Raw genomic sequence first — 23,036 nt, 5'->3', positions numbered from 1 at the left:
TTCATTCCGTCGCCTCTCCGATCAAGTCCCTGACGGCGTTCAGCAGCGTTTCGTCGTGGAAGCTGCCCTTGGTAAGGTAGTAATCCGCGCCGGCATCCAGCCCCCGAACCCGATCTTCCTCACGGTCCTTGTAGGAAACGATCATCACAGGCAGGCCCCGTAGCCTGACATCCTTCTTGATCAGCGTCACCAGTTCGATTCCGTCCATGCGCGGCATGTCGATATCGGTCACGACAAGATCAAACGTATCGGAGCGTACGGCGTTCCATCCATCCATGCCGTCGACGGCAACCTCGACTTCATAGCCGTGGTAATCGAGCAGCTTGCGCTCCAGTTCGCGCACCGTCAGCGAATCGTCGACGACGAGAATGCGCTTGCGGCGCCGGGTATCGGCGCTGGCGCCACGCCGTTCGAGCGTACGCAACTCTCCGGCGGCCGCCAGCTTCTCGGCCGAGCGCACCATATCGGCGACGTCGATGATCAGGACGGGCGAACCATCCTCCATCAACGCCGCCGCGCTGATGTCCTTGACCTTGGCAAGGCGCGGATCCAGCGGCCGCACCACCAGTTCGCGCTCGCCGAGGAAGCGATCGACGATCAGGCCGTACATCTCGCCGCGATCGCCAACCACGACCACCGGCAGCGTGCCTGTCTCCAGCTGCGACTCGCCGCGCCCCAGCACCTCATGCGCCGTCATCAGGCCAAGCTGCCGGTTCTCGAACCGGAAATGCGGCCGCCCTTCCAGAAGCTCGATGTTTTCGCGCGGCAGAGCGAGGGTGCGGACGATGCCGGCTAGCGGGAAGGCATAGGGCTCGCCATCGACCTCGACCAGCAGCGTGCGCAAGACCGATAGTGTCAGCGGTAGTTGCAGCTGGAACTGCATGCCCCTGCCCTGCTGCGAGGCGACGCTGACCCGGCCGCGAACCTGCTTGGCCATCGCCTGCACGGCATCCAGCCCCACCCCGCGCCCGGAAATGTGGCTGACATCGGCCTTCATCGAAAATCCGGGCAGGAACAGGAATTCGAGCAGTTCCGCCTCGCTGAGATCGGACGCCGTCTCCGGCGTTGTCAGATTGCGGGCGAGCACCGCCGCGCGAAGCTGCTCCAGATCGATGCCGCGCCCGTCATCGGCGACGACGATCTCCAGCAGGCCAGCCTTGTGCCAGGCCTCGACCCGCACGACCGCCTCGGCCGGCTTGCCGGCAGCGATGCGCTCGTCCGGCAGCTCGATGCCGTGATCGATGGCGTTGCGCAACAGATGGCCCAGCGGCGCATCCAGTTGCTCGAGAATATCCCGATCGATCGAGGTCGAGCCGCCGACGATCTCGAGCCGGACGTCCTTGCCGAGCCCGCGGCCGAGATCGCGCGCATTGCGCGAAAAATGGCGGACACCATCCTCGAAGGGCCGCATCCGGCTTTCCAGCGTCTCGTCATAGAGCCGGTTGGCGAGATTGGTGGCGCGCCGGTCGATCGAGTCCATCTCTTCCAGCCGAGCGGCGAGAAAATGCTGGCTGTCGAGGAGTTGCTGCTGCGCCGCTTCGAGGGCCAGCGACGCTTTCTCGTCGAGCGGGACCGGCAGGGCGGCGCGCAAGGCTTCGAAGGCGCGCGCGGCATTCGCCTGCAGCCGCTTCAGACGGAGCAGATTGTCGTTGAACGGCCGCAGGCGGCGCGCCTCCATCAACGATTCGCCCGCCAGCCCGAGCAGTCGATTGAGGCTTTCGGCGGTGACCCGAACCATCCGTTCGGAGCCGGATCCGGTATCAGTTCGCCCGGAAAGCGACATCTCGACCGGAGCCGGGAGCTCGATCGGCTTAGCCGGGGTCGCCGGCGCAACCGGTTCGCGCAAATTCCCTGCCGATACGCTCTCCGCCGTCGACGGACGAACGGACGGTTGCCCCGATGCGGCGACGGCGCCTTCCAGCGTCTGCAGGAACCGGGCGATATCGGCCTGGATCCGCGCATCGTCCGGATTTTTGGCAAGCGCGATCGCGACCAGCAGGTCGACGCCGGTGAGCAGGGCGTCGATATGGTCGCGCCGTAGCACGATCCGGCCATGCTGGGCCGCGACAAGGCATTCCTCCATCGCGTGCGCAACTTCGACGGCCGGCGTCAGCTCGATGATCCGGGCGGCGCCCTTCAACGAATGCGCGGCACGCATGCAGGCTTCGAGATGATCGGCGGCGACGGGATTGCGCTCCAGCGCGAGCAGGCCCGTCGTCAATGCCTCCGACTGCGTTTCAAGCTCGGCCTTGAACAGGTCGAGCATGGAGAACTGGCTCAGATCCTCGCCGCTCATGCGATGTTCCGATCGACAGCATCCAGAAGCCGGGTTTCGTCCAGCAGGCCGACCGTTCGCCCCTGCCAGGAAAGCATGGCCTTAGTGAAGGCCCTCGCATGGCCAACCGTGCCGGGCACGGGGGTAAGCGCGCGGCTTTCATAGCGATGGATGCCATGCACCTCATGCACGCTGAAGGCGATGCGGCCATTGGCACGGCCGATCACGACCATGCGCTCGAAATGAAGGCTGCGATCCCCTCGTTCGGCATCAGCATTCTTGTCGATGCCGAGCAGGGTGGCGAAGGAGATGCAAACCAGTAGCTCGCCACGAACGTTGACGATGCCGCGCACGATGCCATTGCGCCGATGCGGCAAGCTGTGGACCGGGCGCGGTTCAGCCGCTTCCCTGAACACGGCTGTCGAAAGCGCCAGCCATTCCTCGCCGATCCGGAAGATGACGGCGGAAGCGAGCTCGACCTCGACTCCGGTATCGATCGGCTTCTCGGCGGCAAAATGACGGGCCCATTCGGCGCGATAATCTGGCGGCAGCGGCCGCTCGAGCAACGCACGCGCCACTTCCTCGTAGGCCGCACGGTCGCGGCGTCCCGGATGGGCCTGAGGCGTTTCGGCCTCCACTGGCTCGGAACGGGTGGTCCCGGAAGCATCCGACATCAGCTACCGCTCCTGTTCATGATCCGGCCAAGCCGGCTGTTCAGCGCCTTCGCACCCGCATCGTCACCTTGGCGCTGCAGCAGAAGCGCCAGATGCGCGAGCGCTTCGCCATGCTCCGGCGCAAGATAGATCGCCTTGCGGTAGTTCTGGATCGCCCCGGCGCGATTGCCCTCCGCATCCTGGACGAGGCCGAGGTGATAATGGGCATCGGCGGACGGGCCATATTGCCGGATATGCTCAAGCGCCGCCTCGCGCGCCTCCACCAGCCGACCGCCATTGGCCGCGTGCTGGATCGCCTTCAGGCTGGCCGCCTGCAAGTCGACGCTGGATGCATCCTTTGGCGGAAGCGACCGAGGTCGCGGCGTCGCCGTCTGGCCGATGACAGGCCGCGCCAAAACTGCCGGGCGCGCGCCTGGCAGCGGAATTTTTGGCGGCGAGACCTTTGCCGGCGCAATAGACGTCGGGGCGCGCGGCCGGACCGACTTCACCCCCTTCGGCGCCCGCACGAAGGCAAAGACCATCGGCAAATGCGCCGAGACGAATCCGTGCGCAACCGGCAGCGCGGATTCGGCCGGGCCCACCAGCAGCATGCCATTGGGCGCGAGCAGTTGTTGCAACCGGTCCAGCGCGCGGTCCTGGGTTTCGCGATCGAAATAGATCAGCAGGTTGCGGCAGAAGACGATGTCGTGGCTGCCAAGCCGCGTCACTTCGGGAACGTCCAGCAGATTGGCGCGCTTGAAGTGGACGCGATCGCGCACCGCTGCGATCGGTCGATATTCCCCGCCTCCGACAACCTCGAAATAGCGATCGCGAAAGGCGAGATCCTTGCCGCGGAACGAGTTGCGGCCATAGACGGCGATTTCCGCGAGCTCCAGATTGCGCAGGCTGACGTCTCGCGCCTCGACCACAAAGTCCTCGGGACCGAAGCCGGCATCGAACATGGCCATCGCCATCGTATAGGCTTCCTCGCCCGTCGAGCATGGCAGGCTCAAGAGCCGGATCGGCCGCCGTTTTATGTCCGTGCGTGCGTAGCGCGCCATGCCGGCGAAGGCTTCGCGATCGCGAAAGAACCAGGTTTCCGGCACGATGACCGCATCGATCAGCTGCTGCACCTCGGCGCGCGACGTCGACACCATGGTCCAGTAGCGCTGCGCGTCGGCGATGCCGGTCGCCAGCATGCGCTCGCGCAACGCGTGCCGGATCACGGACAAGCCGACCGACTCGCTGTCGAGGCCGATCTCGTCCTTCAGGAGCCGTTCGATATCGCCCAGCATCAGGACGCTACCGCAAGCTGGCGAAACAGGATTTCACGCAGTTCCGGTGGCAGCAGCGCCTCGGCCCGCACGAGCTGGATCAGTCCCTCGGCATCCGAGGCGACGGGGCCGAGATAGGCCGGCATGCCGGCATCCACGCCGGACGGCACGAAATCGGCGGCATCGCGCGAGAGCGTCTGGATCACCCGTTCCGCGACCAGCCCGAGCCGGCGCGTCTCGCCACCCTCGATCGGATAGCGGACCAGGATGACGCGCGTGCTGATCACCGCCGCCGAAGGGCGGCCGAGCGCCAGCAGGCTCAGATCGAGAAGCGGCACGGGCGTGCCACGGTAATTGATCGCGCCGACGACGCCATGCGGCGCCCCCGGCAGGATCGTCGGCTCCAGGAAGGGCAGCACTTCCTCGACCTGCTCGACATCCAGGACGTAACGATCCTGGCCGAGGCGGAACATCAGAAACAGCATCGGTCAGCCCCCGCCCCGTTTCTGCCGTCAGGCGCGCAACTTGAACCGGGTGATGCTGTTGCGAAGCCCGCTCGAGACCTGGTTCAGCTCGTCGATGGCGATCGACGATTGCTGCAGCGATTCAACCGTCTGCTGCGCCGCCTCGCTCAATTGCGACAGCGCGTCGCTGATCTGGCCGGCGCCGGTCGCCTGCGCCTGCATGCCGTCATTGGCAATCTCGAAGCGCGGCACCAGTCCCTGCACCTGCTCGATGATCTCGGACAGCTGGCCGCCAACCTGCTGCACCTCGGTCATGCCGCGGCGAACCTCTTCGGAAAACTTGTCCATGCCCATGACGCCGGCGGCGACGGCGGACTGGATGTCCTTGACCATCTGCTCGATGTCATAGGTCGAGACCGCGGTCTGGTCGGCAAGGCGACGGATCTCGGTCGCCACGACCGCGAAGCCGCGGCCATACTGGCCGGCCTTTTCCGCCTCGATGGCGGCGTTGAGCGACAGGAGGTTGGTCTGGTCGGCGACCTTGGTGATGGTGGTCACGACCTGGTTGATGTTGCCGGCCTTCTCGCTGAGGATCGCCAGCTTGGCGTTGATGACACTGGCCGCCTCCATGACATGGCGCATCGTCGCCTCCATGCGGAGCAGTCCGGCCTGACCTCCGCCGGCCAAACCGGCGGTCTGCTCGGCCACGGTCGACACCTCGTTCATCGTGCGGACGAGTTCGTTCGAGGTCGCCGAGATCTCCTTGGCGGTCGCACCGATTTCCGTCGTCGTGGTGGCGATCTCGTTGGCGGTCGCCTGCTGCTGCTTCGAGGTGGCAGCGACTTCCGTGATCGACGTGTTGACCTGGATGCCGGATTTCTGGACCTGGCCGATCAGCCCCGTGAGGTCGTCAGCCATGCCGTTGAAGCCATCGGCGAGCGTCGAGAATTCGTCGCGTTGCGCCAGTTGCAGCCGCTGGCTGAAATCGCCCCGGCGCATGACCTCGACGGCGCCGACGAGCTTGCCGAGCGGCCCCATGACGGCGCGGTACAGCAGATAGGCCAGCAGGATCGAGAGCGCGATCGCGAAAGCGAAGCTGATGATCAGGATCAGCTTGCCCGCATGCGCGCTGGCCAGGATCGTCCGCGTGGCGCGGTCGCTTTCGTCCTTGTTGTAATCGACCATCTTGGCCAGCGCGCCCTGCACCGCGACGATCGCCGGCTCGATATCGGTCTTGATCAGCGCGCGCTGCCGGATCAGCGCCTCGTCCGAAAGGCCGTCGCGGGTCATCGCGACGAGATCGGACTTCTTGGCGAAGACGATTTCGGCCAAGCGCTTCACGTCGTCGAGATTGGCGCGGTCCTGGCTGGAATCGATCGAGCCTTCATAGGCGGTCAGGAAGCCGCGCAGCTTGTCCTCATTGGCCGAGACCGCCGCGACGGCCCCGTCGCGACCGGCATCATTGTCGGAAAGCGCCAGATCCTGCACCAGCGCCTGCGCCTCGAACCAGCCGGCCCGCATCCTCAGGCTGTAGAACAGGCCCGGCATGGTGTTGCGCTCGATGGCCGTCGCCTCGTTCTCGGTGCGGACCAGCGAGGCGAAGGAGAGTCCCGCCATGATCGACATCACCGCCAGGACGGCTGCAAAACTGCCGAGGATGCGTTGACGTATGGTCAGGTTTTTCATCGAGCTTGTTCCGTCATGGAAGCACAGATCAAAGGGCGTCACGGCTCCACCGGGCTGCCGTCCACAATTCGGAAGCGCCCATGCCAAACCGCGTCAACCCCATCGGCCAGGACGGACGCTAGCTCATAATCCTTTCTTCTCTCTTGCGAATTCGGTCAGAACATACGGCGCGAAGACAAACGGAATGCCGGCGATGAAAATGGCGCCGTCGCCAAAGCATCGCCGCGACCGCTTTCATTCCCCGATCCGGAAAACCCCGAACGACGACGCTAGATTGCCAGTCTCAGGCGCCGGAGTGCCGGCCTTCAGAGGCCCATGGCGCGGTGCATGGCGCGGGCAAGATGGGCGTCCATCGCCGTGACGGCGGCTTCCGGATCCTGCGCTTCCAGAGCGGCGATGACACCTAGATGCTCCTGCATCGTCTGGATGATCGCCAACGCTGACAGCATGTACATGTTGTCGAGCCGGATAACGCCGATCTGCTCCATCATGTGCGCATGGGCGGAAATCATCAGCGGGTTGCGCGTGCCTTCCACCAGCGCCACGTGGAACGCCTGGTCGACTTCGGCCGAGCGCTTGATCAGCGCCGACTCGACCGTGCCACCGCGCGCCAGTTCGATGATCCCCTCGTGCCGCACCCTCCAGTCGGCAAGCTCGACCATCGTCGCCCGCTCGGCGAAGCGGCGCACCGCCTCGGCCTCGATCACCCGCCGCATCTGGAAGCAGTCCTTCAGATGGCTCATGTCGGGCTTGACGATGCGAATACCGGAGCGCGGCAGGACGGTGAGGAAGCCCTCCTTCTCCAGCAGCTGCATGGCTTCGCGCAGCGCCCCGGTCTGCACCTGCAGCAGCTCCGCCAGCTCGCCCTGGGAAACCGTCGCGCCAATCGGAATCTGGCGTGAAAACAGCGCTTCCTTGAAGCGCTGATACGCGATCTGACTGAGCTTGGTGGGGGCCTCTGCCGCCTGCGCCATGTCTGGTTCTCCTCGATGGCGAAATCTATAGCACGTTCTTCATATATGAAATAGCAAGTCTGTTGCTATCAGATTGGCAATGTGAATAATCAGATCGAGATTTTGGTTGCGGGAGAGGCGGCCAAATTCACAGAACCACTCTGGGAGGAAACCAATGGTCGCCAAGATCACCCGCCGCAGCCTGATGGCCGGCACCGCCGCGCTGGCAGCCGCCGCCACCCTTGCGCCGATGCGCGCCTTCGCCGCCACCAACATCAACTACTGGCACCACTTCACCAGCCAGGCCGAATTCGCCGGGCTCAAGGCGGTGATGGAAACCTTCGCCAAGGCCAATCCCGACATCGTGGTGACACAGGAAAACATCCCGAATCCGGAATTCATGGCGAAGTTCACCGCCGCCGTGGTTTCCGGCAGCCGGCCGAACACCACCATGGTGACGGCCGAGCGCCTGGCCGACATGCTGGCGATGGAAGGCCTGATCGACATTACCGCGCGGGTCGATGGCTGGTCGGAAAAGGCGAACTTCCCGGCCGACCGCTGGGCCGGTATCTCGCGTGAAGGCAAGATTTATGGCGTACCGGCCTTTGCCTTCGTCGACTGGGGCTACTACCGCTCCGACTGGTTCGAGGAAGCCGGCATTGCCGGACCGCCGACCACCTATGCCGAATTCGTCGACATCGCCAAGAAGCTGACCGACCCGGCCAAGGGCCGCTTCGGCTTTGGCATGCGCGGCGGCGCCGGCGGCCAGAAATACGTGCTCGACATGATGGAGTCCTTCGGTGCGCCGGTCGTCGACGCGGAGGGCAATATCGGCCTCGACCGCGACAAGGCGATCGAAGCGGTCAAGTTCTATGCCGGCCTGTTCACCACCGAGAAGGTCGTGCCGCCAAGCGCGCCCGGCGACGGCTATCGCCAGATCATGGAAGCCTTCCGTACCGGCCAGACCGGGATGATCTGGCATCATACCGGCTCGTTCCAGGAAATCTCGGCTGCCCTCAAGCCGGGCGTCGAGTTCAAGACCTTCGCGATTCCCGCCGGCCCTGTCGCCCGCGTCGCCCGCCTTGCCTATCTCTACAATGCGCTGATGAAGGAAGAGAACGCCGACGCGTCCTGGGACTGGATCAGCTATTGGGGCCAGGCCGAGCCTGCCCTCGCGCTGCTCGAAAAGACGGGCTACTTCCCGGCCAACGCCGCCGTGGTCAAGGACGAGCGCATCGCGTCGAATCCGCTCTATGCGCCGGCTGTCGAGACACTCTCCTTCGGTCGACTGCCGGCTAATTTCGTCGGCGTCGCCGGCTGGTCGGAACATACGGTGCTTGCCGCCTTCCAGAAGGTGCTGATCGGCCAGATGACGGCGGAAGACGCTGTCGACGAGATGATCGCCGGCCTCGAAGAGACCAAGTAGTCCCCCTGCACGGCAAAGCCTTCACCTCTCGCCTCACGGGAGAGGTCGACGGCATAGCCGGCGGGTGAGGGTTTACGGCCTCTCCGGATGGTTCCCTAAACCCTCACCCGGCTCTGCGAGCCGACCTCTCCCTAGAGGCGAGAGGTAAGGGCAACGCACCATCTGGACCGTTCCTGAAACTCCACCCCTACCGCTCATCGCAATCCGTCATGGCGTGCCGATCACGCCGGGAGCCACCCGTGAAAATCACCGATATCCGCGCCTACATCGTCGAGGACGATCACCCGCAATATCCGTTCCGCTGGCGCGAGGGCCTTGCCGGCTCCGGCGACGGCACGCCGCTCGACCAGCGCCCGAAATCGGCAATCCTGCGCATGGATACCGACGAGGGCATCACCGGCGCGATCAAGATCGGCGACGGCGAGGCGATCGCCAGCCTGACGCGCCGCCGCTTCAAGTCACTGATCGGCGAGAACCCGCTGATGACCGAGCGGCTGTGGACCAAGATCTGGGAAATCGACCGGATCGAGGAATTGCACATGCGCAATCTCGGCCTGATCGACCAGCTTGCCTGGGACATCAAGGCCAAGAAGGCCGGCCTGCCGCTCTATCAGCTGCTCGGCGGCAATTCCGACCGCGTGCAGGCCTATGCGTCCACCGTCACCTGGGACACGATGGACGAGTACGAGCGCTATATTAAAGAGTGCATGGATGTCGGCTTCACCGCCTTCAAGCTGCATGCCTGGGGCGACGCCAAGCAGGACGCCAAGCTCTGCCACAATCTGCGCAAGTGGACCGGCGATGACGCGCCCCTGATGTTCGACGGCTCGGCCGGCTGGGACTTTGTCACCTCGCTCTGGTTCGGTCGCCAGCTCGAGGATGCCGGCTTCCTCTGGTACGAGGAGCCGATGCGCGAATTCGACCTCAAGAGCTATGTGAAGCTGACCGAGCAGCTCGAAATCCCGGTGCTCGCCGCCGAGACTTCGGATGGCTGCCACTGGAACGCCGCCACCTGGATAGACATGGGCGCGCTCGACATGATGCGCACCTCCTCCTTCTACAAGGGCGGGATCACCGGCGCGATGAAGGTGGCGCATCTGGCGGAATCGCATGGCATGCGGGCGCAGGTGCACGGCATGGGCGTCGCCAACGCGCATATCTGCGGCGCCATCCCGAACAATGATTTCTACGAGCAGCTCGTGATGTCGAGCGAGCAGATCCGCGGCCTCGCCACCATGGCCGAGCTGCCGGTTATCGACGGCCACATCACCGTGCCATCGACGCCGGGCCTCGGCTTCGAGCCGGACTGGGCTCATCTCGAGCGCACCGCGCTCCTGATCGTCTGAGGAAACAAGATGGCCGAACGCATGTCAGCCCTGGCGCAGAATCCACCCTCCGTCTGGAGGCGGCTCGATCCGGCGGCGGCGCTCGGCCGTCTCTCCGAAACGCGGTACTGGATGTATCTGCTGCTGGTCCCCAGCGCGATCCTGATCCTCGCCGTCGTGCTCTATCCGACCGTCTACGGCTTCCAGCTGAGCTTCCGCCAGATGCGGCTGAACCGGCCGGATCTCGGCACCGGCTTTGTCGGCTTCAAGCACTACATCGCCATGTGGCACGACAAGGTGTTCTGGCTGTCGCTGCGCAACACCGCCGTCTGGGTCACCTTCGCCGTCATCATCGAATTCGGGCTCGGCCTTGTCGCGGCGCTGGCGCTGAACCGCAATCTGCCCGGCACCAAGATCATGGGCGTGCTGATCCTGCTGCCCTTCTTCCTGCCCAATGTCGTCGCCGGCCATATGTGGGCGCTGCTGCTCGACCCGCGCCTCGGCGTCATCAATGACATCCTCGTGCGTGTCGGCATCCTGGATACCTACAAGGCCTGGTTCGCCGATCCCTCGACCGCGCTCGGCGCCGCCATCCTCGTCGAGGCCTGGCACGGTTTTCCGTTCTTCGCGCTGCTGCTGCTCGCGGGCCTGAAGGGCGTTCCGGACGATCTCTACAAGGCGGCCTCCGTCGATGGCGCCGGGCCGATCCGGCAATTGCGCCTGATCACGCTGCCGATGCTGCGCTCGGTCATTGCCGCAGCCGTCATCCTGCGCGTCATCGGCCTGGTCAATTCGCCAGACCTGCTCTTGATCCTGACCGGAGGCGGGCCCGGCCAGTCGACCCAGGTGCTGTCGCTCTACGCGTTCCAGAAGGCCTACAAGGACTTCAACTTCGGCTACGCCGGCGCGCTTTCCGTCGTCATGTTCGTGCTGCTCATGCTTTTCGCCTGGGCCTATGTGCGCGTCTCCAAAGTGAATCAGGACTGAGCCCATGATCACGACAAGCCGTCGCGCCCGTCTTGGCTGGAACATCGCCACTTATGCGGTGCTCATCACCCTGACGATCTTCTGCATCTTTCCGCTCGTCTGGACGCTGCTGACCTCGCTCAAATACGAGGCCGACATCGTCACCCAGACGATGCAGTACATCCCGAAGCGCATCACCTTCGACAATTACGTCGCGATCTGGACCCAGTCCGGCTTCCCGACGCTGGTGTTCAACTCCTTCGTCGTCACCGCGACCACGGTCGTGCTCTGCCTGATCACCGGCACGCTCGCGGCCTATTCCTTCTCGCGCTTCCATTATCCCGGTCGCGGCGCGCTGATGCTCGGCTATCTGGTCATCCGCATGTTCCCGGCCGTGCTGATGATCATCCCGCTCTTCATCCTGATGCGCGGCATCGGCCTGCTCGACAGCCGCTTCGGCCTGGCGCTCGCCTATACGAGCTTCCTGCTGCCGCTGTTCGTCTGGATGCTGAAGGGCTTCTTCGACGCAGCGCCCAAGGAACTGGAGAGCGCCGCCCGCATCGACGGCTGCACCCGACTTGGCGCCATGATCCGCATCGTGCTGCCGCTCGCCCGCAACGGCCTCGTCGCCACCTCCGTCTTCGTCGCCATCGCGGCGTGGAACGAGTTTTTGTTCGCCCTGATGCTCACCACCAGCCAGGGCTCGCGGACCTGGCCGGTCGGCCTGCAGCTGATGGTCGGCGAATTCCAGCTGCCCTGGGGCGTGCTCGCCGCCGGCGGCATCATCAGCATCATCCCCGTCATGATCCTGTTCGCCATCGTGCAGCGGACCATGGTCCACGGAATCACCGCCGGCGCGGTCAAGGGTTGAGGACAACACCATGTCGACACTGACGCTGAACGGCGTACGCAAGAGCTTTGGCGCCCTCGATGTGCTGCAAAGCATCGACCTCCAGCTGGAGGATGGCGAATTTCTCGTCCTGCTCGGCCCCTCCGGCTGCGGCAAGTCCACCCTGCTGAACATCGTCGCCGGGCTGGAGACGCCGACCGCAGGCGAGATCTTCATCGGCGAAAAGAAGGTCAACGACGTCCATCCGAAGAACCGCAACATCGCCATGGTGTTCCAGTCCTACGCGCTTTATCCGACCATGCCGGTCGAGCGGAACATCGGCTTCGGACTGGAAATGCGCGGCGTCGAGACGGACACGCGCAAGCGCGCGGTGGATGGCGCGGCGCGCATGCTGCAGGTCGATCACCTGCTCGATCGCAAGCCCGGCCAGCTTTCCGGCGGCCAGCGCCAGCGCGTCGCCATGGGCCGCGCCATCGTGCGCGAGCCGGAGCTGTTCCTGTTCGACGAACCGCTCTCCAACCTCGACGCGAAGCTGCGCGCTGAGATGCGCACCGAGATCAAGCGCCTGCACAACCGCCTCGGCACCACGGTCGTCTATGTGACGCACGACCAGATCGAGGCGATGACGCTCGGCACGCGCATCGCGGTGATGAAGGGCGGCGTGATCCAGCAGCTTGCCGACCCGATGACGACCTATGAAAAGCCCGCCAACATGTTCGTTGCCGGCTTCATCGGCTCGCCCTCGATGAATTTTGTCACCGGCACGCTGGCACAGGAGAACGGCGCGATCGTGCTGAAGACGGATGGCAAAGACCCGACGACGATCCGCCTGCCCCGCGTCGCCGCCAACCTCGATGGGCTTGCCGGTCGCAACGTCGTGCTCGGCGTCCGGCCGGAATCCTTCCAGGCCAACGCTTCCACGCCCGACCTGACGGGCACGATCGACGTCGTCGAGCCGACCGGTCCCGACACGCTGGTGGTGCTGGCGCTGGGCGGCCAGACGATCACGGCGCGCCTCGGCCCGAAGCTGACGGTTTCGACCGGCGAAACGCTGGGGCTTTCGATCCAGCCCGATTCAATCAGCCTGTTCGACCCGCAGTCGGGCGACCGGATCGAGTGAGGCTGCGCCTGGCGATCGGCTCGCCGGGCAAAAAGCACCCCGAAAAGCAAAAAGGCCACGGAGAACCGTGGCCTTTTTGAAACTCCGGAGGGTGACCGGAGATATTGGAGCGGGTGAAGCGATTCGAACGCTCGACCCTAACCTTGGCAAGGTTATGCTCTACCCCTGAGCTACACCCGCTTATGCTCGGCACCGCCTGCATGCGCACCTTATGGCGCAAGCCCGGATCGATTGCAAGGGTTCGGACAACTCTCCACAGGCGCCCGTACGGCTCCCCCGATCGCGGAAAATCCTGCAGCGGAAATCGAAGGCGGTTTAGGGATCGTGGGGTGAAAGCTGCGGGCAACAGGCAGGCGGGAAGCCTGGTTGGTCGAAAGCCGAGGCCCCTCTTCTCACAGATCCGGACCTCGCATCATCGACATCCGGGTATCCCGCAACATGCCTCGCCGAGAACATGTCCTTCGTTCTGCATATCCGGCTCGCAATCCAAAAACTCGACCATCATCCTGAGGTGTCCGGCGGCGCCGGGCCTCGAAGGAGGGTCTGGGGAAAGCCGTCTCCCGGAAACCAATGGATCCCGCCATGCGCCCCGTCCGCCAACTCGGGAGCTTCGCTGGAGCCTCCGTCGCGGCGTCGCTGACGCGAAGCGCCTCAGGATGATGACGGTGAGGGGCGGTCGGCCTGGAAGGCTCCGAAGAGCGGCGCAATACAGTCCAGCGGAAGTCGCTTGCGCAGGGCACGAAGGCAAACCGGCCCTGAAAAGCAAAAAGGCCACGGAAAACCGTGGCCTTTTTGAACATCCGGTGGGTGACCGGAAGTATTGGAGCGGGTGAAGCGATTCGAACGCTCGACCCTAACCTTGGCAAGGTTATGCTCTACCCCTGAGCTACACCCGCTTAACCCCCGGCACCGCCGGCGTGCGCACCTTATGGCCGAAGCTCCCATCGATTGCAAGCGGGTTTTTTCGTCCCGATTTGGGACAGAAAGCTGCCACCGGTCCGCCACGATGAGCGACCTTTTTACCGCAGCGCACCCACGAATCCCGCCTTCCGCAGCGTCCGATTCGACTCAGGACTCGTCGGGTCGGGATGTGCGTGCTACCCGGCTTTCACGGGTAAGCCAGGGGTGGCTGAGATAAGGAGTTTCGGGTGCGTATTGGCCCGGGCTCGCATCTCTTGAGGTTCATCATGAACAAGCTTCTTCTCGCCAGCGCCGCCCTGATCGCGCTCACCGGCGCCGCATCGGCCGCCGACCTCACCTACGAGCCCGCTCCGGCGCCCGCGCCCGTCATCACCGAAGCCGCCTTCGACTGGACCGGCTTCTATGTGGGTGTGCATGGCGGCGCGCTGTTTGGCGACTTCACCGGCGATCTCGATGGCCTGAGCGGCACCGGCGGCCTCGTCGGCGCGCAGGCCGGCTACAACTACCAGATCGACCACTGGGTGATCGGCGTCGAAACCGACATCGCCTATTCGTCGCTGTCGGACATCGCCGAGCTCGATTGGCTCGGCAAGACCACGGTCCGCGCCGGCTATGCCTGGGACAACTTCCTGCTCTACGCCAAGGGCGGCGTTGCCTATGGCGACCTGAAGTTCGCCGACGAAAGCCAGTGGGCGGTTGGCTGGACGGCCGGTGCCGGCGTCGAATACGCCTTCACCAAGAACCTGACCGCTCGCCTCGAATACGACTATGTCGACCTCGGCGAGAAGGACATCGGCAACTTCGATCCGGTCGTCAACGGCGGCGCCACCGCTCACGCGGTCACGGCCGGCCTGAACTTCAAGTTCTGATCGGCACGATCCCGACGACAGGAAAGCCCGGCCTCGCGCCGGGCTTTCTTTTGCGCGAGGCGTTCTCCCCCGCCGCTTGTCGCCCCGGCCATGACATGCTTCATCAAGCCTCCACCCGGAGACACCAACCAGCGAGACAAGAATGCCGGCAAGCCAGGACGACCTGTTCGCCTTTCTCGAAGACCTCGGCATCGAGACGACTACCGTCAACCATCCGCCGCTCTACACGGTCGAGGAATCGCAGGGGCTGCGCAGCGCCATCGAGGGGCTGCACAGCAAGAACCTGTTCCTGAAGGACAAGAAGGGCGCGCTGTTCCTCGTCGTGGCGCAAGAGGAAGCGGTGATCGACCTGAAGCGGCTGCATGAGCGCATCGGCGCCTCCGGCCGGGTTTCGTTCGGATCGGCGGAATTGATGCAAAGCCTGCTTGGCGTGCTGCCCGGCTCGGTGACGCCGTTTGGCGTCCTCAACGACAGGGAAGCGCAGATCCGGGTCGTGCTCGACAGGGCGCTCGCCGGCGCTGACGCGGTCAACTTCCACCCGCTCGTCAACACGGCGACGACGACGATCGCGTCGAAAGACCTCTTGGCCTTCCTGGGCGCTACCGGGCACGATCCGCTTCTGCTCGACTTTTCCGATGCTTCCGCCAATCCGGATTTGTAAAACCGGGATCGAAGCGCCATGTTCTGGCCGACGCGCCGGCGCGGAGCCGGCCCTTGACGATTGAGGCAATCCGCATGAACCAGCCCAGCTTCAGCATCGGCGATAGCGCCGCGACCGCCGCCCAAGGCGCCAGTGCCGCCGACGCGCTGATCAAGGACACGACGACCCAGACCTTCGCCAAGGACGTTCTGGAAGAATCGCGGCGCCAGCCGGTCCTCGTCGATTTCTGGGCGCCCTGGTGCGGCCCGTGCAAGCAGCTGACGCCGGTGATCGAAAAGGTCGTCCAGCAGGCGCGCGGCACCGTGCGCCTCGTCAAGATGAACATTGACGACCATCCCGAAATTGCCGGCCAGCTTGGCATCCAGTCGATTCCGGCCGTGATCGCCTTTGTCGACGGTCGTCCGGTCGATGGCTTCATGGGCGCGCTGCCCGAAGGCCAGATCAAGGAATTCATCGAGCGCGTGGCGGGCCCCGCCGGCGGCGCCGAGCTCGAGGCAGCCCTTGCCGAAGCCGACGCGCTGGTCGAGCAGGGCAATTTCGCGCAAGCCGCCGACGTCTATGCGGCCATCCTCGCGGCCGAGCCCGACACCTTCAAGGCACACCTCGGCCTGGCGCGCTGCGATGTTGCCACCGGCAATGTCGACGCGGCCCGCGAACTGCTCGATTCTTTGCCGGATGAGAAAGCCAAGGATCCGGGCGTCACGGCCCTTCGCGCGCAGATCGCTCTGCTCGACCAGTCGGCCGATCTCGGCGAGGAAGGCGAGCTTCGCGCCCGCGTCGAGGCCGATCCGAAGGATTTTGATGCTCGCTTCGACCTCGCCCTGCTGCTCAACGCCAAGGACCAGCGCGAAGATGCGGCGGACCAGCTCCTTGACATCTTCCGGCTGAACCGCAGTTGGGAAGATGACAAGGCCCGCAAGCAGCTCGTGCAGTTCTTCGAGGCATGGGGTCCGATGGACGAAGCTACGCTCTACGGTCGCCGCCGCCTTTCTTCCCTTCTGTTCTCGTAAGGCCCATTCGGATGCAGGCAGGCAATGCCACCTATGAAGGTCCCAACGACCTTCCCGACCTGATTCCCGTCTTTCCGCTTCCAGAAGCGCTGCTTTTGCCGCGCGGCCAGATGCCCCTCAACATCTTCGAGCCGCGCTACATGGCAATGATCGACCATGCCATGGCGGGCGACCGCATCATCGGCATGGTCCAGCCGATGACGGTCACGGAGGACGGCGAGGACGCGGCGGAGCTGTTCGCGGTCGGCTGTGCCGGGCGCATCACCTCCTATTCGGAGACGGGCGACGGGCGCTACATGATCTGCCTGACCGGCGTCAGCCGCTTCCGTATCCTGGAAGAGGTTGAGCCTGAATCGGGCTTCCGCCGCTGCCGGGTCAGCGCGATCGACTTCCCGTCGGATTTCGTCGAGGACGCCGGGGCCGACACCGTCGATCGCAGCCATCTGCTCGATACTTTCCGCCTGTATCTCGACGCCAACCAGCTCGAAGCCGACTGGGACAGCATCGAGAAGGCGTCGAACGAGACGCTGGTCAACGCGCTGTCGATGATGAGCCCCTATGGCATGGCCGAGAAGCAGGCGCTGCTGGAGGCGCCGGATCTTCGCACCCGCGCCGAAACGCTGATCGCGCTGACGGAAGTGTCGCTGGCGCGGCGTGGTGATGGAAACGCCTCGTCACAGCTGCAATAGGAGCCGGTCATGGTTCATATCGAGCGCGAAGCCAGCCGGGTCGATGCCAAGCTCCTGGAGCTTCTGGTCTGCCCGCTGACCAAGACGACGCTGGAATATGATGCCGAGCGCCAGGAACTGGTGAGCCGCGCCGCGCGGCTCGCCTACCCCATCCGCGACGGCATCCCGATCATGCTCCCGGACGAAGCCCGGCCGTTCTAGAGGCCCTCATCCGCATGGACCGCTGCTGAGCCGCACGCTCTCTAGCTGAGGCGCTTTGGTGCCCCTTGGCTTTCTATATATGGTTCGTATATACACGCTTCATATACGAACCATATATAGGAAGATCCCGATGGGCATCGTGAACATCGATGACGATCTGCATGAGCAGCTGCGCAGGGCGAGCAAGGTATCGTGTCGCTCGATCAATGCGCAGGCCGCCTATTGGATCAAGGTCGGCATGCTGTGCGAGACCAATCCGACGCTCAGCTTCACGGAAATCATCCAGCGCGAACTGAATTCCGCAGGCGTCTCGGTTCCCTCGCTGGCCATGAGCGAAGCATGACGAAGCAGCCCCACGAACTAGCGCTCATGGCCGAATCCGGCCGGCTGCTGGCGTCGGTGTTCGGGTTGCTGGACCGGACCGCGCTGGCCGGCCAATCAACCCTTCAGATCAATGACATGGTCGAACGTTTCATCGTTCACGACCTCCAGGCCCGCCCCGCGAGCAAGGGGCAATATGGCTATGGTTTTGTGCTGAATTCTTCGGTGAACGATGTGGTCTGCCACGGCATTCCCTCGCAATCCGACGTGCTTCGGGACGGCGACATCGTCAATTTCGACATCACGCTCGAGAAGAACGGCTATATCGCGGATTCCAGCAAAACCTATCTCGTTGGCGCGGTAAATCCGGCCGCCCGGAAGCTGGTCCAGACCACCCAAGAAGCCATGTGGATGGGCATCCGGGCGGTTCGCCCGGGCGCGCGGCTCGGAGACATCGGCTGGGCGATCGAACGACATGCCAAGCGAAATGGCTATTCCGTGGTGCGCGAATATTGCGGTCATGGCATCGGTCGGGAGATGCATGAGGAACCGCAGGTTCTGCATTACGGCAAGCCGGGAACCGGCCTTACCCTCCGCGAAGGCATGGTTTTCACCATCGAGCCGATGCTCAATCGTGGCCGACGGAGCGTGCGCACCGAAGCGGACGGTTGGACGGTCGTGACGAAGGACGGGTCGCTTTCCGCGCAGTTCGAGCACACCGTCGCCGTGACAGCGTCCGGCGTGTCGGTGCTGACGCTGCGTCCTGACGAACTGGGGTCGGGATCTATCAACCGGCTTGTTGCTGCAGCTGGCTAATTCAACGCGGCGCCAGGATGCGCCGCGTTGAGGATCTCGCTGTCGTTGCTGAGAGGCTTTTAAATCGTCTCGCCGCGCAGCAGGCGCGGTCCGGCCTGCCCGACATCCGACGCCGCGCCAATAAAGCTGTCCTTCAGGCGCGGCAGCCGGTCGACCAAGCCCAGTCCAACATCGCGAAGTATCCGCAGTGCCGGATTGTCGTTGGAAAACAGCCGCGTCAGCCCGTCGGTGACGATGCCCATCTGCACGGTGTCGAAACGGCGCCAGCGCTCGTAGCGCTCCAAAATGTCGAGCGTGCCGGGGTCGAGCCCCAATCGGGCCGCCTCGACCACGGTTTCCGCCAGCGCCGCCGCATCCTTGAAGCCGAGATTGAGCCCCTGGCCGGCGATCGGATGGATCGCGTGCGCCGCGTCGCCGACCAGCGCCACGCGCGGAGCAATGAACGACCGCGCCAGTTTCAGGCCGATCGGATAGGCGCGGCGCGGACCTATCGGCTCGATGGCACCGAGATGGTGGCCAAAGCGGCGCTCCAGTTCGAGCTGGAAGGTAAAGTCGTCGGCCGCGACCAGCCGGTCGGCATGTTCGGTCCGCTCGGACCAGACCAGCGAAGAACGGTTGCCGGGCAAGGGGAGGATGGCGAACGGGCCGGCGGGCAGAAAATGCTCTTCGGCCCGGCCGTGATGCGGGCGCTCGTGCTGCACCGTCGTGACGATGCCGGACTGGCCATAGGACCAGCCGACCGTGCGGATGCCGGCGAGATCGCGCAGCCGCGACTTCGCGCCATCGGCGGCGACCAGCAGGCGGGCCGAGATCGTCCGGCCACTGCCGAGCTTGGCATCGACGGCGCTGGCGCGGGTGACGAAATCGACAACCGAATCACCAGCGATGAGTTCGACGCCGGCGGCACGGCACGATTCGGAGAGAGCGCCGACCAGCGCCCCATTCGGAACCATGTGGGCAAAGGGCTCGCCGCTCTCGACCGAGCCGGAAAAGGTCAGGAACACAGGCCGCACCGCATCGCGCAGCCGGCTGTCGGTGACGATCATTTCCGTGATCGGCTGGCTGGTCGTGGCGATCTCGGCCCAGATGCCGAGCGTTTCCAGCATCCGCTTCGCAGCGGCGGCGATCGCCGAGGCGCGGCCGTCGCGCGATCCTGCTCCGGCCGGCGCCGGATCCACCACCGCGACGGAAAGCGAGGGCGCGCCTTGTTTCAGAGCCAGCGCCGTGCAGAGCCCGACATAACCGCCGCCGGCGATCAGCACGTCAATGGCGGGAACTCGCTCTTCATTCGCGCCCATAGACATCCATCCCTTCCGGCAGTCCGCCGCTTGACTTGATCGGCCAGCGGCCGCAACTGAACGCGGCCGACCGATACTCGAATTCCCGAACGCGACCGATGCAAGCATGATCACGGATCTCCTCTCGATACTCGATCTGGAGCCGCTGGAACACAATCTGTTCCGGGGTCGCAGCTTCGATCCCGGCTGGCAGCGCGTTTTCGGCGGCCAGGTCATCGGCCAGGCGCTGGTCGCCGCCTCGCGCACGGTTGTCGTCGACCGACCGGTTCATTCGCTGCATGGCTACTTCTTGCGGCCGGGCGACCCGGCCGCGCCGATCATCTACGCCGTTGAGCGCGTCCGCGATGGCGGCAGCTTTTCAACCCGCCGCGTCGTGGCGACCCAGCATGGCCAGACCACCTTCATCATGTCGGCCTCGTTCCACATCCGCGAGGAAGGCCTGGAACACCAGATCGCAATGCCCGACGTGCCGGGGCCGGAAGACCTGCCGGTGGATGACGAACAGGGCGTAGCCCTGCTGGAAGGCGCCCCGGCCGGCGTGCGGCGTTACTGGGAGCGGCTGCGGCCGATCGAGTTGCGGCCGGTCGATCTGAAGAGCTATTTCCGCCGCGACGAGGCGCGCAACAGCCACGCGATCTGGATTCGCGCCCGGACGTCGATCGGTGACGATGCCGTATTGAACAGCTGCGTACTCGCCTATGCCTCCGACCTGACGCTGCTCGATACGACGCTGATGGCGCATGGTCGTTCGGCCTTCGATCCGGGGCTGCAGGTCGCCAGCCTCGATCATGCCATGTGGTTCCATCGGCCATTCCGGATGGATGACTGGCTGCTCTATGTCGAGGACAGCCCTTCCGCACATGGCGCGCTCGGATTCAATCGCGGCAGCCTGTTTGACCGAAAGGGCGTTCTCGTCGCCTCGGTGGCGCAAGAAGGCCTGGTCCGGCCCGTCACCCGCTGATCATTCCGAAGGCACGCCCTTCTTGAATGCATAATAATTAGGCAAATGCTTCAGATTGCTCATGGAGCGATCAGATTTTGCGGCGATATCGCGGCAAAGCCCATCTTGTGACGGCTTGTCTGCCGCCCTTTTGCACTATTCGCATTTTTTTCGTCAGAATTTCGGAAGTTGGCACGGACCTTGATTGGTGTTTGCCAGCGAAGGCGATCGATTGTCCGCGCGATCGTTCCGGGGGCCGAGAGAAATCGAGGCTCATCCACCAGACGCAGAGAGAATGGGAATCCGAACCGATGCAAATCGTGATGGCGATTATCAAGCCGTTCAAGCTGGATGAGGTGCGCGATGCCCTCACGGCAATCGGCGTGCAGGGCCTGACCGTGACCGAGGTCAAGGGTTATGGCCGCCAGAAGGGCCACACCGAAATCTATCGCGGCGCCGAATACGCCGTCAGCTTCCTGCCCAAGCTCAAGATCGAAGTCGCCGTGGCGAGCGAAGCCGTCGAGAAGGTCGTCGAGGCCATCGCGAGCGCCGCCAAGACCGGCCAGATCGGTGACGGCAAGATCTTCGTCTACCAGATCGAGCAGGCTGTCCGCATCCGCACCGGCGAGACCGACACCGACGCGCTCTAGTCGCCGCTCCCGCCCGCGCCCTTCGCTGGCTCCAGCGGGTGGCACCCTTCAGACTGATCACCAAGCCATCCCATCGAACAACAGCCGCGATCCGGGAACGACCCAGGCGCTGGCAGCCGGCGAAAAAACCGGACCGACAGGAGAACTTCTAATGAACCTTCGAAATGCTCCTCTTTCTCTTGTGACGGCCGGAGGCGCGCTGCTGGCGTCGACCTTCGCAGCCTTCGCGCAGGACGTCACTGAACCTGCAGTCGAGGCGGTCGCAGCTGCCGAGCCGGCGCTGAACTCCGGCGACACCGCCTGGATGCTGATCTCCACCGTGCTCGTGCTCGCCATGATCGTGCCGGGCGTTGCCCTGTTCTACGGCGGCCTCGTCCGCACCAAGAACATGCTGTCGGTGCTGATGCAGGTTCTCCTGATCGCCTGCGTCGCGATGATCATCTGGGTCTTCTACGGCTACAGCCTCGCCTTCACGGATGGCGGCCCGCTGATCGGCGGCCTGTCCAAGGCGTTCCTCGCCGGCGTCACCCCGGCCTCGCTCTCCGGCACGATCCCGGAATATGTCTTCGTGTCGTTCCAGATGACCTTCGCGGCGATCACCGCCACGCTGATCGTCGGCTCGTTTGCCGAGCGCGCGAAGTTCTCGGCCGTGATCCTGTTCATGATCCTCTGGATCACCATCGTCTATCTGCCGATCGCCCACTCGGTCTGGCAGTCGACCGGCTGGCTGTTCCAGCGCGGCGCGCTTGATTTCGCCGGCGGTACGGTCGTTCACGTCAATGCCGGTGTCGCCGGTCTCGTCGGCGCCCTGCTCATCGGCAAGCGCAACGGTCTCGGCAAGGATCTGATGCCTCCCCATTCGCTGACCCTCTCCATGGTCGGCGCAGCAATGCTGTGGGTCGGCTGGTTCGGCTTCAACGCCGGTTCGGCTCTCTCGGCCGGTGCGGTTGCCGGTCTTGCCACCATCAACACCTTCGTCGCGACGGCGGGTGCTGCCATCGGCTGGTCGCTGATCGAATGGATCACACGCGGCAAGCCTTCCATGCTGGGTGCCATCTCCGGCGTCGTCACCGGCCTGGTCGCCGTCACCCCGGCTGCCGGCTTCATCGGCCCGGTCGGCGCGATCGTCCTCGGCTTCGGCGCCTCGATCATCTGCTTCTTCTTCGTCACGACGGTGAAGAACTCGCTCGGCTATGACGACAGCCTCGACGTCTTCGGCATCCACGGCGTTGGCGGCATCGTCGGCGCCATCGCCACCGGCGTCCTCGTCAGCCCGTCGCTCGGCGGCGTCGGCATCGAGGGCTACAGCATGGGCCACCAGCTCTGGGTCCAGATCGAAGGCGTGCTGTTCACCATCGCCTGGTGCGGCATCGGCTCGGCGATCCTCTACAAGATCGTCGACGTCGTCGTCGGCCTGCGCGTCCGCAAGGAAGTCGAGAGCGAAGGCCTCGACATCGTCGAGCACGGCGAGCGCGCCTACCACGGCTAAGACGCTTTCGAGCGAAATGGATACCGGTGGGCGCAACGACGCCCACCGCAAAAACAACACCTTCCAGAACGAAGAGACCCCGGCCCCTCCCGCCGGGGTCTTTTTTTGGCCGCCGCCCGCCATGGTTAAAGCCAGCTTAACCAACGGCCGCTACGGTTTGCTTTCTGTGTAATCAAGAC

General features: G+C 64.4%; 22 protein-coding genes and 2 tRNA genes. 15 read left to right on the top strand and 9 right to left on the bottom strand.

Annotated features, from left to right (window positions below):
* Position 1: 1 nt before the first annotated feature.
* The 6 genes from OSH12_RS24370 to OSH12_RS24345 form a co-directional block, all read right to left on the bottom strand.
* Positions 2-2,296: a hybrid sensor histidine kinase/response regulator gene (locus OSH12_RS24370; RefSeq protein ID WP_266346241.1), complete on the bottom strand. Its 2,295-nt coding sequence runs from the start codon at positions 2,294-2,296 to the stop codon at positions 2-4.
* A complete protein-coding gene (locus tag OSH12_RS24365; protein ID WP_266346240.1) occupies positions 2,293-2,949 on the bottom strand; it encodes a chemotaxis protein CheW in 657 nt (218 codons plus the stop codon). Before OSH12_RS24365 ends, OSH12_RS24370 begins: the two co-directional genes overlap by 4 nt.
* On the bottom strand, positions 2,949-4,223 hold the full coding sequence (locus OSH12_RS24360) for a CheR family methyltransferase (protein WP_266346239.1): 1,275 nt from the start codon (positions 4,221-4,223) through the stop codon (positions 2,949-2,951). Before OSH12_RS24360 ends, OSH12_RS24365 begins: the two co-directional genes overlap by 1 nt.
* Positions 4,223-4,687: a chemotaxis protein CheW gene (locus OSH12_RS24355; protein WP_266346238.1), complete on the bottom strand. Its 465-nt coding sequence runs from the start codon at positions 4,685-4,687 to the stop codon at positions 4,223-4,225. The genes OSH12_RS24360 and OSH12_RS24355 overlap by 1 nt, the downstream gene beginning before the upstream one ends.
* Before the next feature lie 27 nt (positions 4,688-4,714).
* On the bottom strand, positions 4,715-6,352 hold the full coding sequence (locus OSH12_RS24350; RefSeq protein WP_266346237.1) for a methyl-accepting chemotaxis protein: 1,638 nt from the start codon (positions 6,350-6,352) through the stop codon (positions 4,715-4,717).
* Between the two features lie 305 nt (positions 6,353-6,657).
* Positions 6,658-7,326: a GntR family transcriptional regulator gene (locus OSH12_RS24345; protein WP_266346236.1), complete on the bottom strand. Its 669-nt coding sequence runs from the start codon at positions 7,324-7,326 to the stop codon at positions 6,658-6,660.
* Positions 7,327-7,480: 154 nt separating this feature from the next.
* Between OSH12_RS24345 and OSH12_RS24340 the strand changes: the two genes are divergently transcribed.
* The 5 genes from OSH12_RS24340 to OSH12_RS24320 all read left to right on the top strand — a co-directional run bounded on the left by OSH12_RS24340 (position 7,481) and on the right by OSH12_RS24320 (position 12,992).
* Positions 7,481-8,731 carry an extracellular solute-binding protein gene (locus OSH12_RS24340; RefSeq protein WP_266346235.1) on the top strand — a complete coding sequence of 417 codons (1,251 nt, stop codon included), beginning with the start codon at positions 7,481-7,483 and terminating at the stop codon, positions 8,729-8,731.
* Between the two features lie 239 nt (positions 8,732-8,970).
* Positions 8,971-10,077, top strand: a complete 1,107-nt coding sequence (locus tag OSH12_RS24335) for an enolase C-terminal domain-like protein (RefSeq protein ID WP_266346234.1) — start codon at positions 8,971-8,973, stop codon at positions 10,075-10,077.
* A 9-nt stretch (positions 10,078-10,086) separates the two neighbouring features.
* Positions 10,087-11,043 carry a carbohydrate ABC transporter permease gene (locus OSH12_RS24330; RefSeq protein ID WP_266346233.1) on the top strand — a complete coding sequence of 319 codons (957 nt, stop codon included), beginning with the start codon at positions 10,087-10,089 and terminating at the stop codon, positions 11,041-11,043.
* A 4-nt stretch (positions 11,044-11,047) separates the two neighbouring features.
* Positions 11,048-11,893, top strand: a complete 846-nt coding sequence (locus OSH12_RS24325; protein ID WP_266346232.1) for a carbohydrate ABC transporter permease — start codon at positions 11,048-11,050, stop codon at positions 11,891-11,893.
* Positions 11,894-11,903: 10 nt separating this feature from the next.
* Positions 11,904-12,992, top strand: coding sequence for an ABC transporter ATP-binding protein (locus tag OSH12_RS24320; protein WP_266346231.1), 1,089 nt, complete (start codon positions 11,904-11,906; stop codon positions 12,990-12,992).
* A gap of 105 nt (positions 12,993-13,097) precedes the next feature.
* On the opposite strand, the gene OSH12_RS24315 is transcribed toward OSH12_RS24320, so the two are convergent.
* Positions 13,098-13,172, bottom strand: a tRNA-Gly gene (locus tag OSH12_RS24315).
* Between the two features lie 641 nt (positions 13,173-13,813).
* A tRNA-Gly gene (locus tag OSH12_RS24310) sits at positions 13,814-13,888 on the bottom strand.
* A gap of 291 nt (positions 13,889-14,179) precedes the next feature.
* Between OSH12_RS24310 and OSH12_RS24305 the strand changes: the two genes are divergently transcribed.
* The 7 genes from OSH12_RS24305 (at position 14,180) to map (ending at position 18,480) form a co-directional block, all read left to right on the top strand.
* Positions 14,180-14,782, top strand: coding sequence for an outer membrane protein (locus OSH12_RS24305; protein WP_266346230.1), 603 nt, complete (start codon positions 14,180-14,182; stop codon positions 14,780-14,782).
* 142 nt (positions 14,783-14,924) lie between these two features.
* On the top strand, positions 14,925-15,443 hold the full coding sequence (locus OSH12_RS24300) for a prolyl-tRNA synthetase associated domain-containing protein (protein WP_266346229.1): 519 nt from the start codon (positions 14,925-14,927) through the stop codon (positions 15,441-15,443).
* Between the two features lie 53 nt (positions 15,444-15,496).
* Positions 15,497-16,453 (top strand): thioredoxin, encoded by a 957-nt coding sequence (gene trxA / locus OSH12_RS24295; RefSeq protein ID WP_266346228.1) that lies wholly within the window; start codon positions 15,497-15,499, stop codon positions 16,451-16,453.
* Between the two features lie 11 nt (positions 16,454-16,464).
* Positions 16,465-17,142: an LON peptidase substrate-binding domain-containing protein gene (locus tag OSH12_RS24290; protein WP_266346227.1), complete on the top strand. Its 678-nt coding sequence runs from the start codon at positions 16,465-16,467 to the stop codon at positions 17,140-17,142.
* A gap of 9 nt (positions 17,143-17,151) precedes the next feature.
* Positions 17,152-17,343 (top strand): Trm112 family protein, encoded by a 192-nt coding sequence (locus OSH12_RS24285; protein ID WP_266346226.1) that lies wholly within the window; start codon positions 17,152-17,154, stop codon positions 17,341-17,343.
* Between the two features lie 130 nt (positions 17,344-17,473).
* Positions 17,474-17,686 (top strand): ParD-like family protein, encoded by a 213-nt coding sequence (locus tag OSH12_RS24280; protein ID WP_266346225.1) that lies wholly within the window; start codon positions 17,474-17,476, stop codon positions 17,684-17,686.
* Entirely contained in the window at positions 17,683-18,480 is a 798-nt protein-coding gene (map, locus tag OSH12_RS24275; RefSeq protein ID WP_266346224.1) for a type I methionyl aminopeptidase, read from the top strand. The genes OSH12_RS24280 and map overlap by 4 nt, the downstream gene beginning before the upstream one ends.
* A 59-nt stretch (positions 18,481-18,539) precedes the next feature.
* Here map and OSH12_RS24270 read toward each other — a convergent pair whose 3' ends face one another.
* On the bottom strand, positions 18,540-19,784 hold the full coding sequence (locus OSH12_RS24270; protein WP_380224690.1) for a ubiquinone biosynthesis hydroxylase: 1,245 nt from the start codon (positions 19,782-19,784) through the stop codon (positions 18,540-18,542).
* 100 nt (positions 19,785-19,884) lie between these two features.
* Between OSH12_RS24270 and tesB the strand changes: the two genes are divergently transcribed.
* The 3 genes from tesB (at position 19,885) to OSH12_RS24255 (ending at position 22,857) form a co-directional block, all read left to right on the top strand.
* A complete protein-coding gene (gene tesB / locus OSH12_RS24265; RefSeq protein ID WP_266346223.1) occupies positions 19,885-20,739 on the top strand; it encodes an acyl-CoA thioesterase II in 855 nt (284 codons plus the stop codon).
* Positions 20,740-21,029: 290 nt separating this feature from the next.
* Positions 21,030-21,368 carry a P-II family nitrogen regulator gene (locus OSH12_RS24260; protein WP_266346222.1) on the top strand — a complete coding sequence of 113 codons (339 nt, stop codon included), beginning with the start codon at positions 21,030-21,032 and terminating at the stop codon, positions 21,366-21,368.
* A 151-nt stretch (positions 21,369-21,519) separates the two neighbouring features.
* Positions 21,520-22,857, top strand: coding sequence for an ammonium transporter (locus OSH12_RS24255; protein WP_266346221.1), 1,338 nt, complete (start codon positions 21,520-21,522; stop codon positions 22,855-22,857).
* Positions 22,858-23,036 lie beyond the last annotated feature (179 nt).

The organism is Kaistia terrae, from assembly GCF_026344005.1.
In the GTDB taxonomy this organism is placed as follows: domain Bacteria; phylum Pseudomonadota; class Alphaproteobacteria; order Rhizobiales; family Kaistiaceae; genus Kaistia; species Kaistia terrae.
This window is presented reverse-complemented; position numbering and strand designations above follow the sequence as displayed.

Excerpts from the sequence above, each read along its gene's own strand:
- OSH12_RS24270 (WP_380224690.1), bottom strand. The coding sequence starts at position 19,784 with ATGTCTATGGGCGCGAATGAAGAGCGAGTTCCCGCCATTGACGTGCTG.
- tesB (WP_266346223.1), top strand. The coding sequence starts at position 19,885 with ATGATCACGGATCTCCTCTCGATACTCGATCTGGAGCCGCTGGAACAC.
- OSH12_RS24370 (WP_266346241.1), bottom strand. The coding sequence starts at position 2,296 with ATGAGCGGCGAGGATCTGAGCCAGTTCTCCATGCTCGACCTGTTCAAG.
- OSH12_RS24300 (WP_266346229.1), top strand. The coding sequence starts at position 14,925 with ATGCCGGCAAGCCAGGACGACCTGTTCGCCTTTCTCGAAGACCTCGGC.
- OSH12_RS24290 (WP_266346227.1), top strand. The coding sequence starts at position 16,465 with ATGCAGGCAGGCAATGCCACCTATGAAGGTCCCAACGACCTTCCCGAC.
- OSH12_RS24260 (WP_266346222.1), top strand. The coding sequence starts at position 21,030 with ATGCAAATCGTGATGGCGATTATCAAGCCGTTCAAGCTGGATGAGGTG.
- OSH12_RS24280 (WP_266346225.1), top strand. The coding sequence starts at position 17,474 with ATGGGCATCGTGAACATCGATGACGATCTGCATGAGCAGCTGCGCAGG.
- OSH12_RS24365 (WP_266346240.1), bottom strand. The coding sequence starts at position 2,949 with ATGTCGGATGCTTCCGGGACCACCCGTTCCGAGCCAGTGGAGGCCGAA.
- map (WP_266346224.1), top strand. The coding sequence starts at position 17,683 with ATGACGAAGCAGCCCCACGAACTAGCGCTCATGGCCGAATCCGGCCGG.
- OSH12_RS24320 (WP_266346231.1), top strand. The coding sequence starts at position 11,904 with ATGTCGACACTGACGCTGAACGGCGTACGCAAGAGCTTTGGCGCCCTC.
- OSH12_RS24355 (WP_266346238.1), bottom strand. The coding sequence starts at position 4,687 with ATGCTGTTTCTGATGTTCCGCCTCGGCCAGGATCGTTACGTCCTGGAT.
- OSH12_RS24325 (WP_266346232.1), top strand. The coding sequence starts at position 11,048 with ATGATCACGACAAGCCGTCGCGCCCGTCTTGGCTGGAACATCGCCACT.
- OSH12_RS24330 (WP_266346233.1), top strand. The coding sequence starts at position 10,087 with ATGGCCGAACGCATGTCAGCCCTGGCGCAGAATCCACCCTCCGTCTGG.
- OSH12_RS24345 (WP_266346236.1), bottom strand. The coding sequence starts at position 7,326 with ATGGCGCAGGCGGCAGAGGCCCCCACCAAGCTCAGTCAGATCGCGTAT.
- OSH12_RS24305 (WP_266346230.1), top strand. The coding sequence starts at position 14,180 with ATGAACAAGCTTCTTCTCGCCAGCGCCGCCCTGATCGCGCTCACCGGC.
- OSH12_RS24350 (WP_266346237.1), bottom strand. The coding sequence starts at position 6,352 with ATGAAAAACCTGACCATACGTCAACGCATCCTCGGCAGTTTTGCAGCC.
- OSH12_RS24255 (WP_266346221.1), top strand. The coding sequence starts at position 21,520 with ATGAACCTTCGAAATGCTCCTCTTTCTCTTGTGACGGCCGGAGGCGCG.
- OSH12_RS24285 (WP_266346226.1), top strand. The coding sequence starts at position 17,152 with ATGGTTCATATCGAGCGCGAAGCCAGCCGGGTCGATGCCAAGCTCCTG.
- OSH12_RS24340 (WP_266346235.1), top strand. The coding sequence starts at position 7,481 with ATGGTCGCCAAGATCACCCGCCGCAGCCTGATGGCCGGCACCGCCGCG.
- OSH12_RS24360 (WP_266346239.1), bottom strand. The coding sequence starts at position 4,223 with ATGCTGGGCGATATCGAACGGCTCCTGAAGGACGAGATCGGCCTCGAC.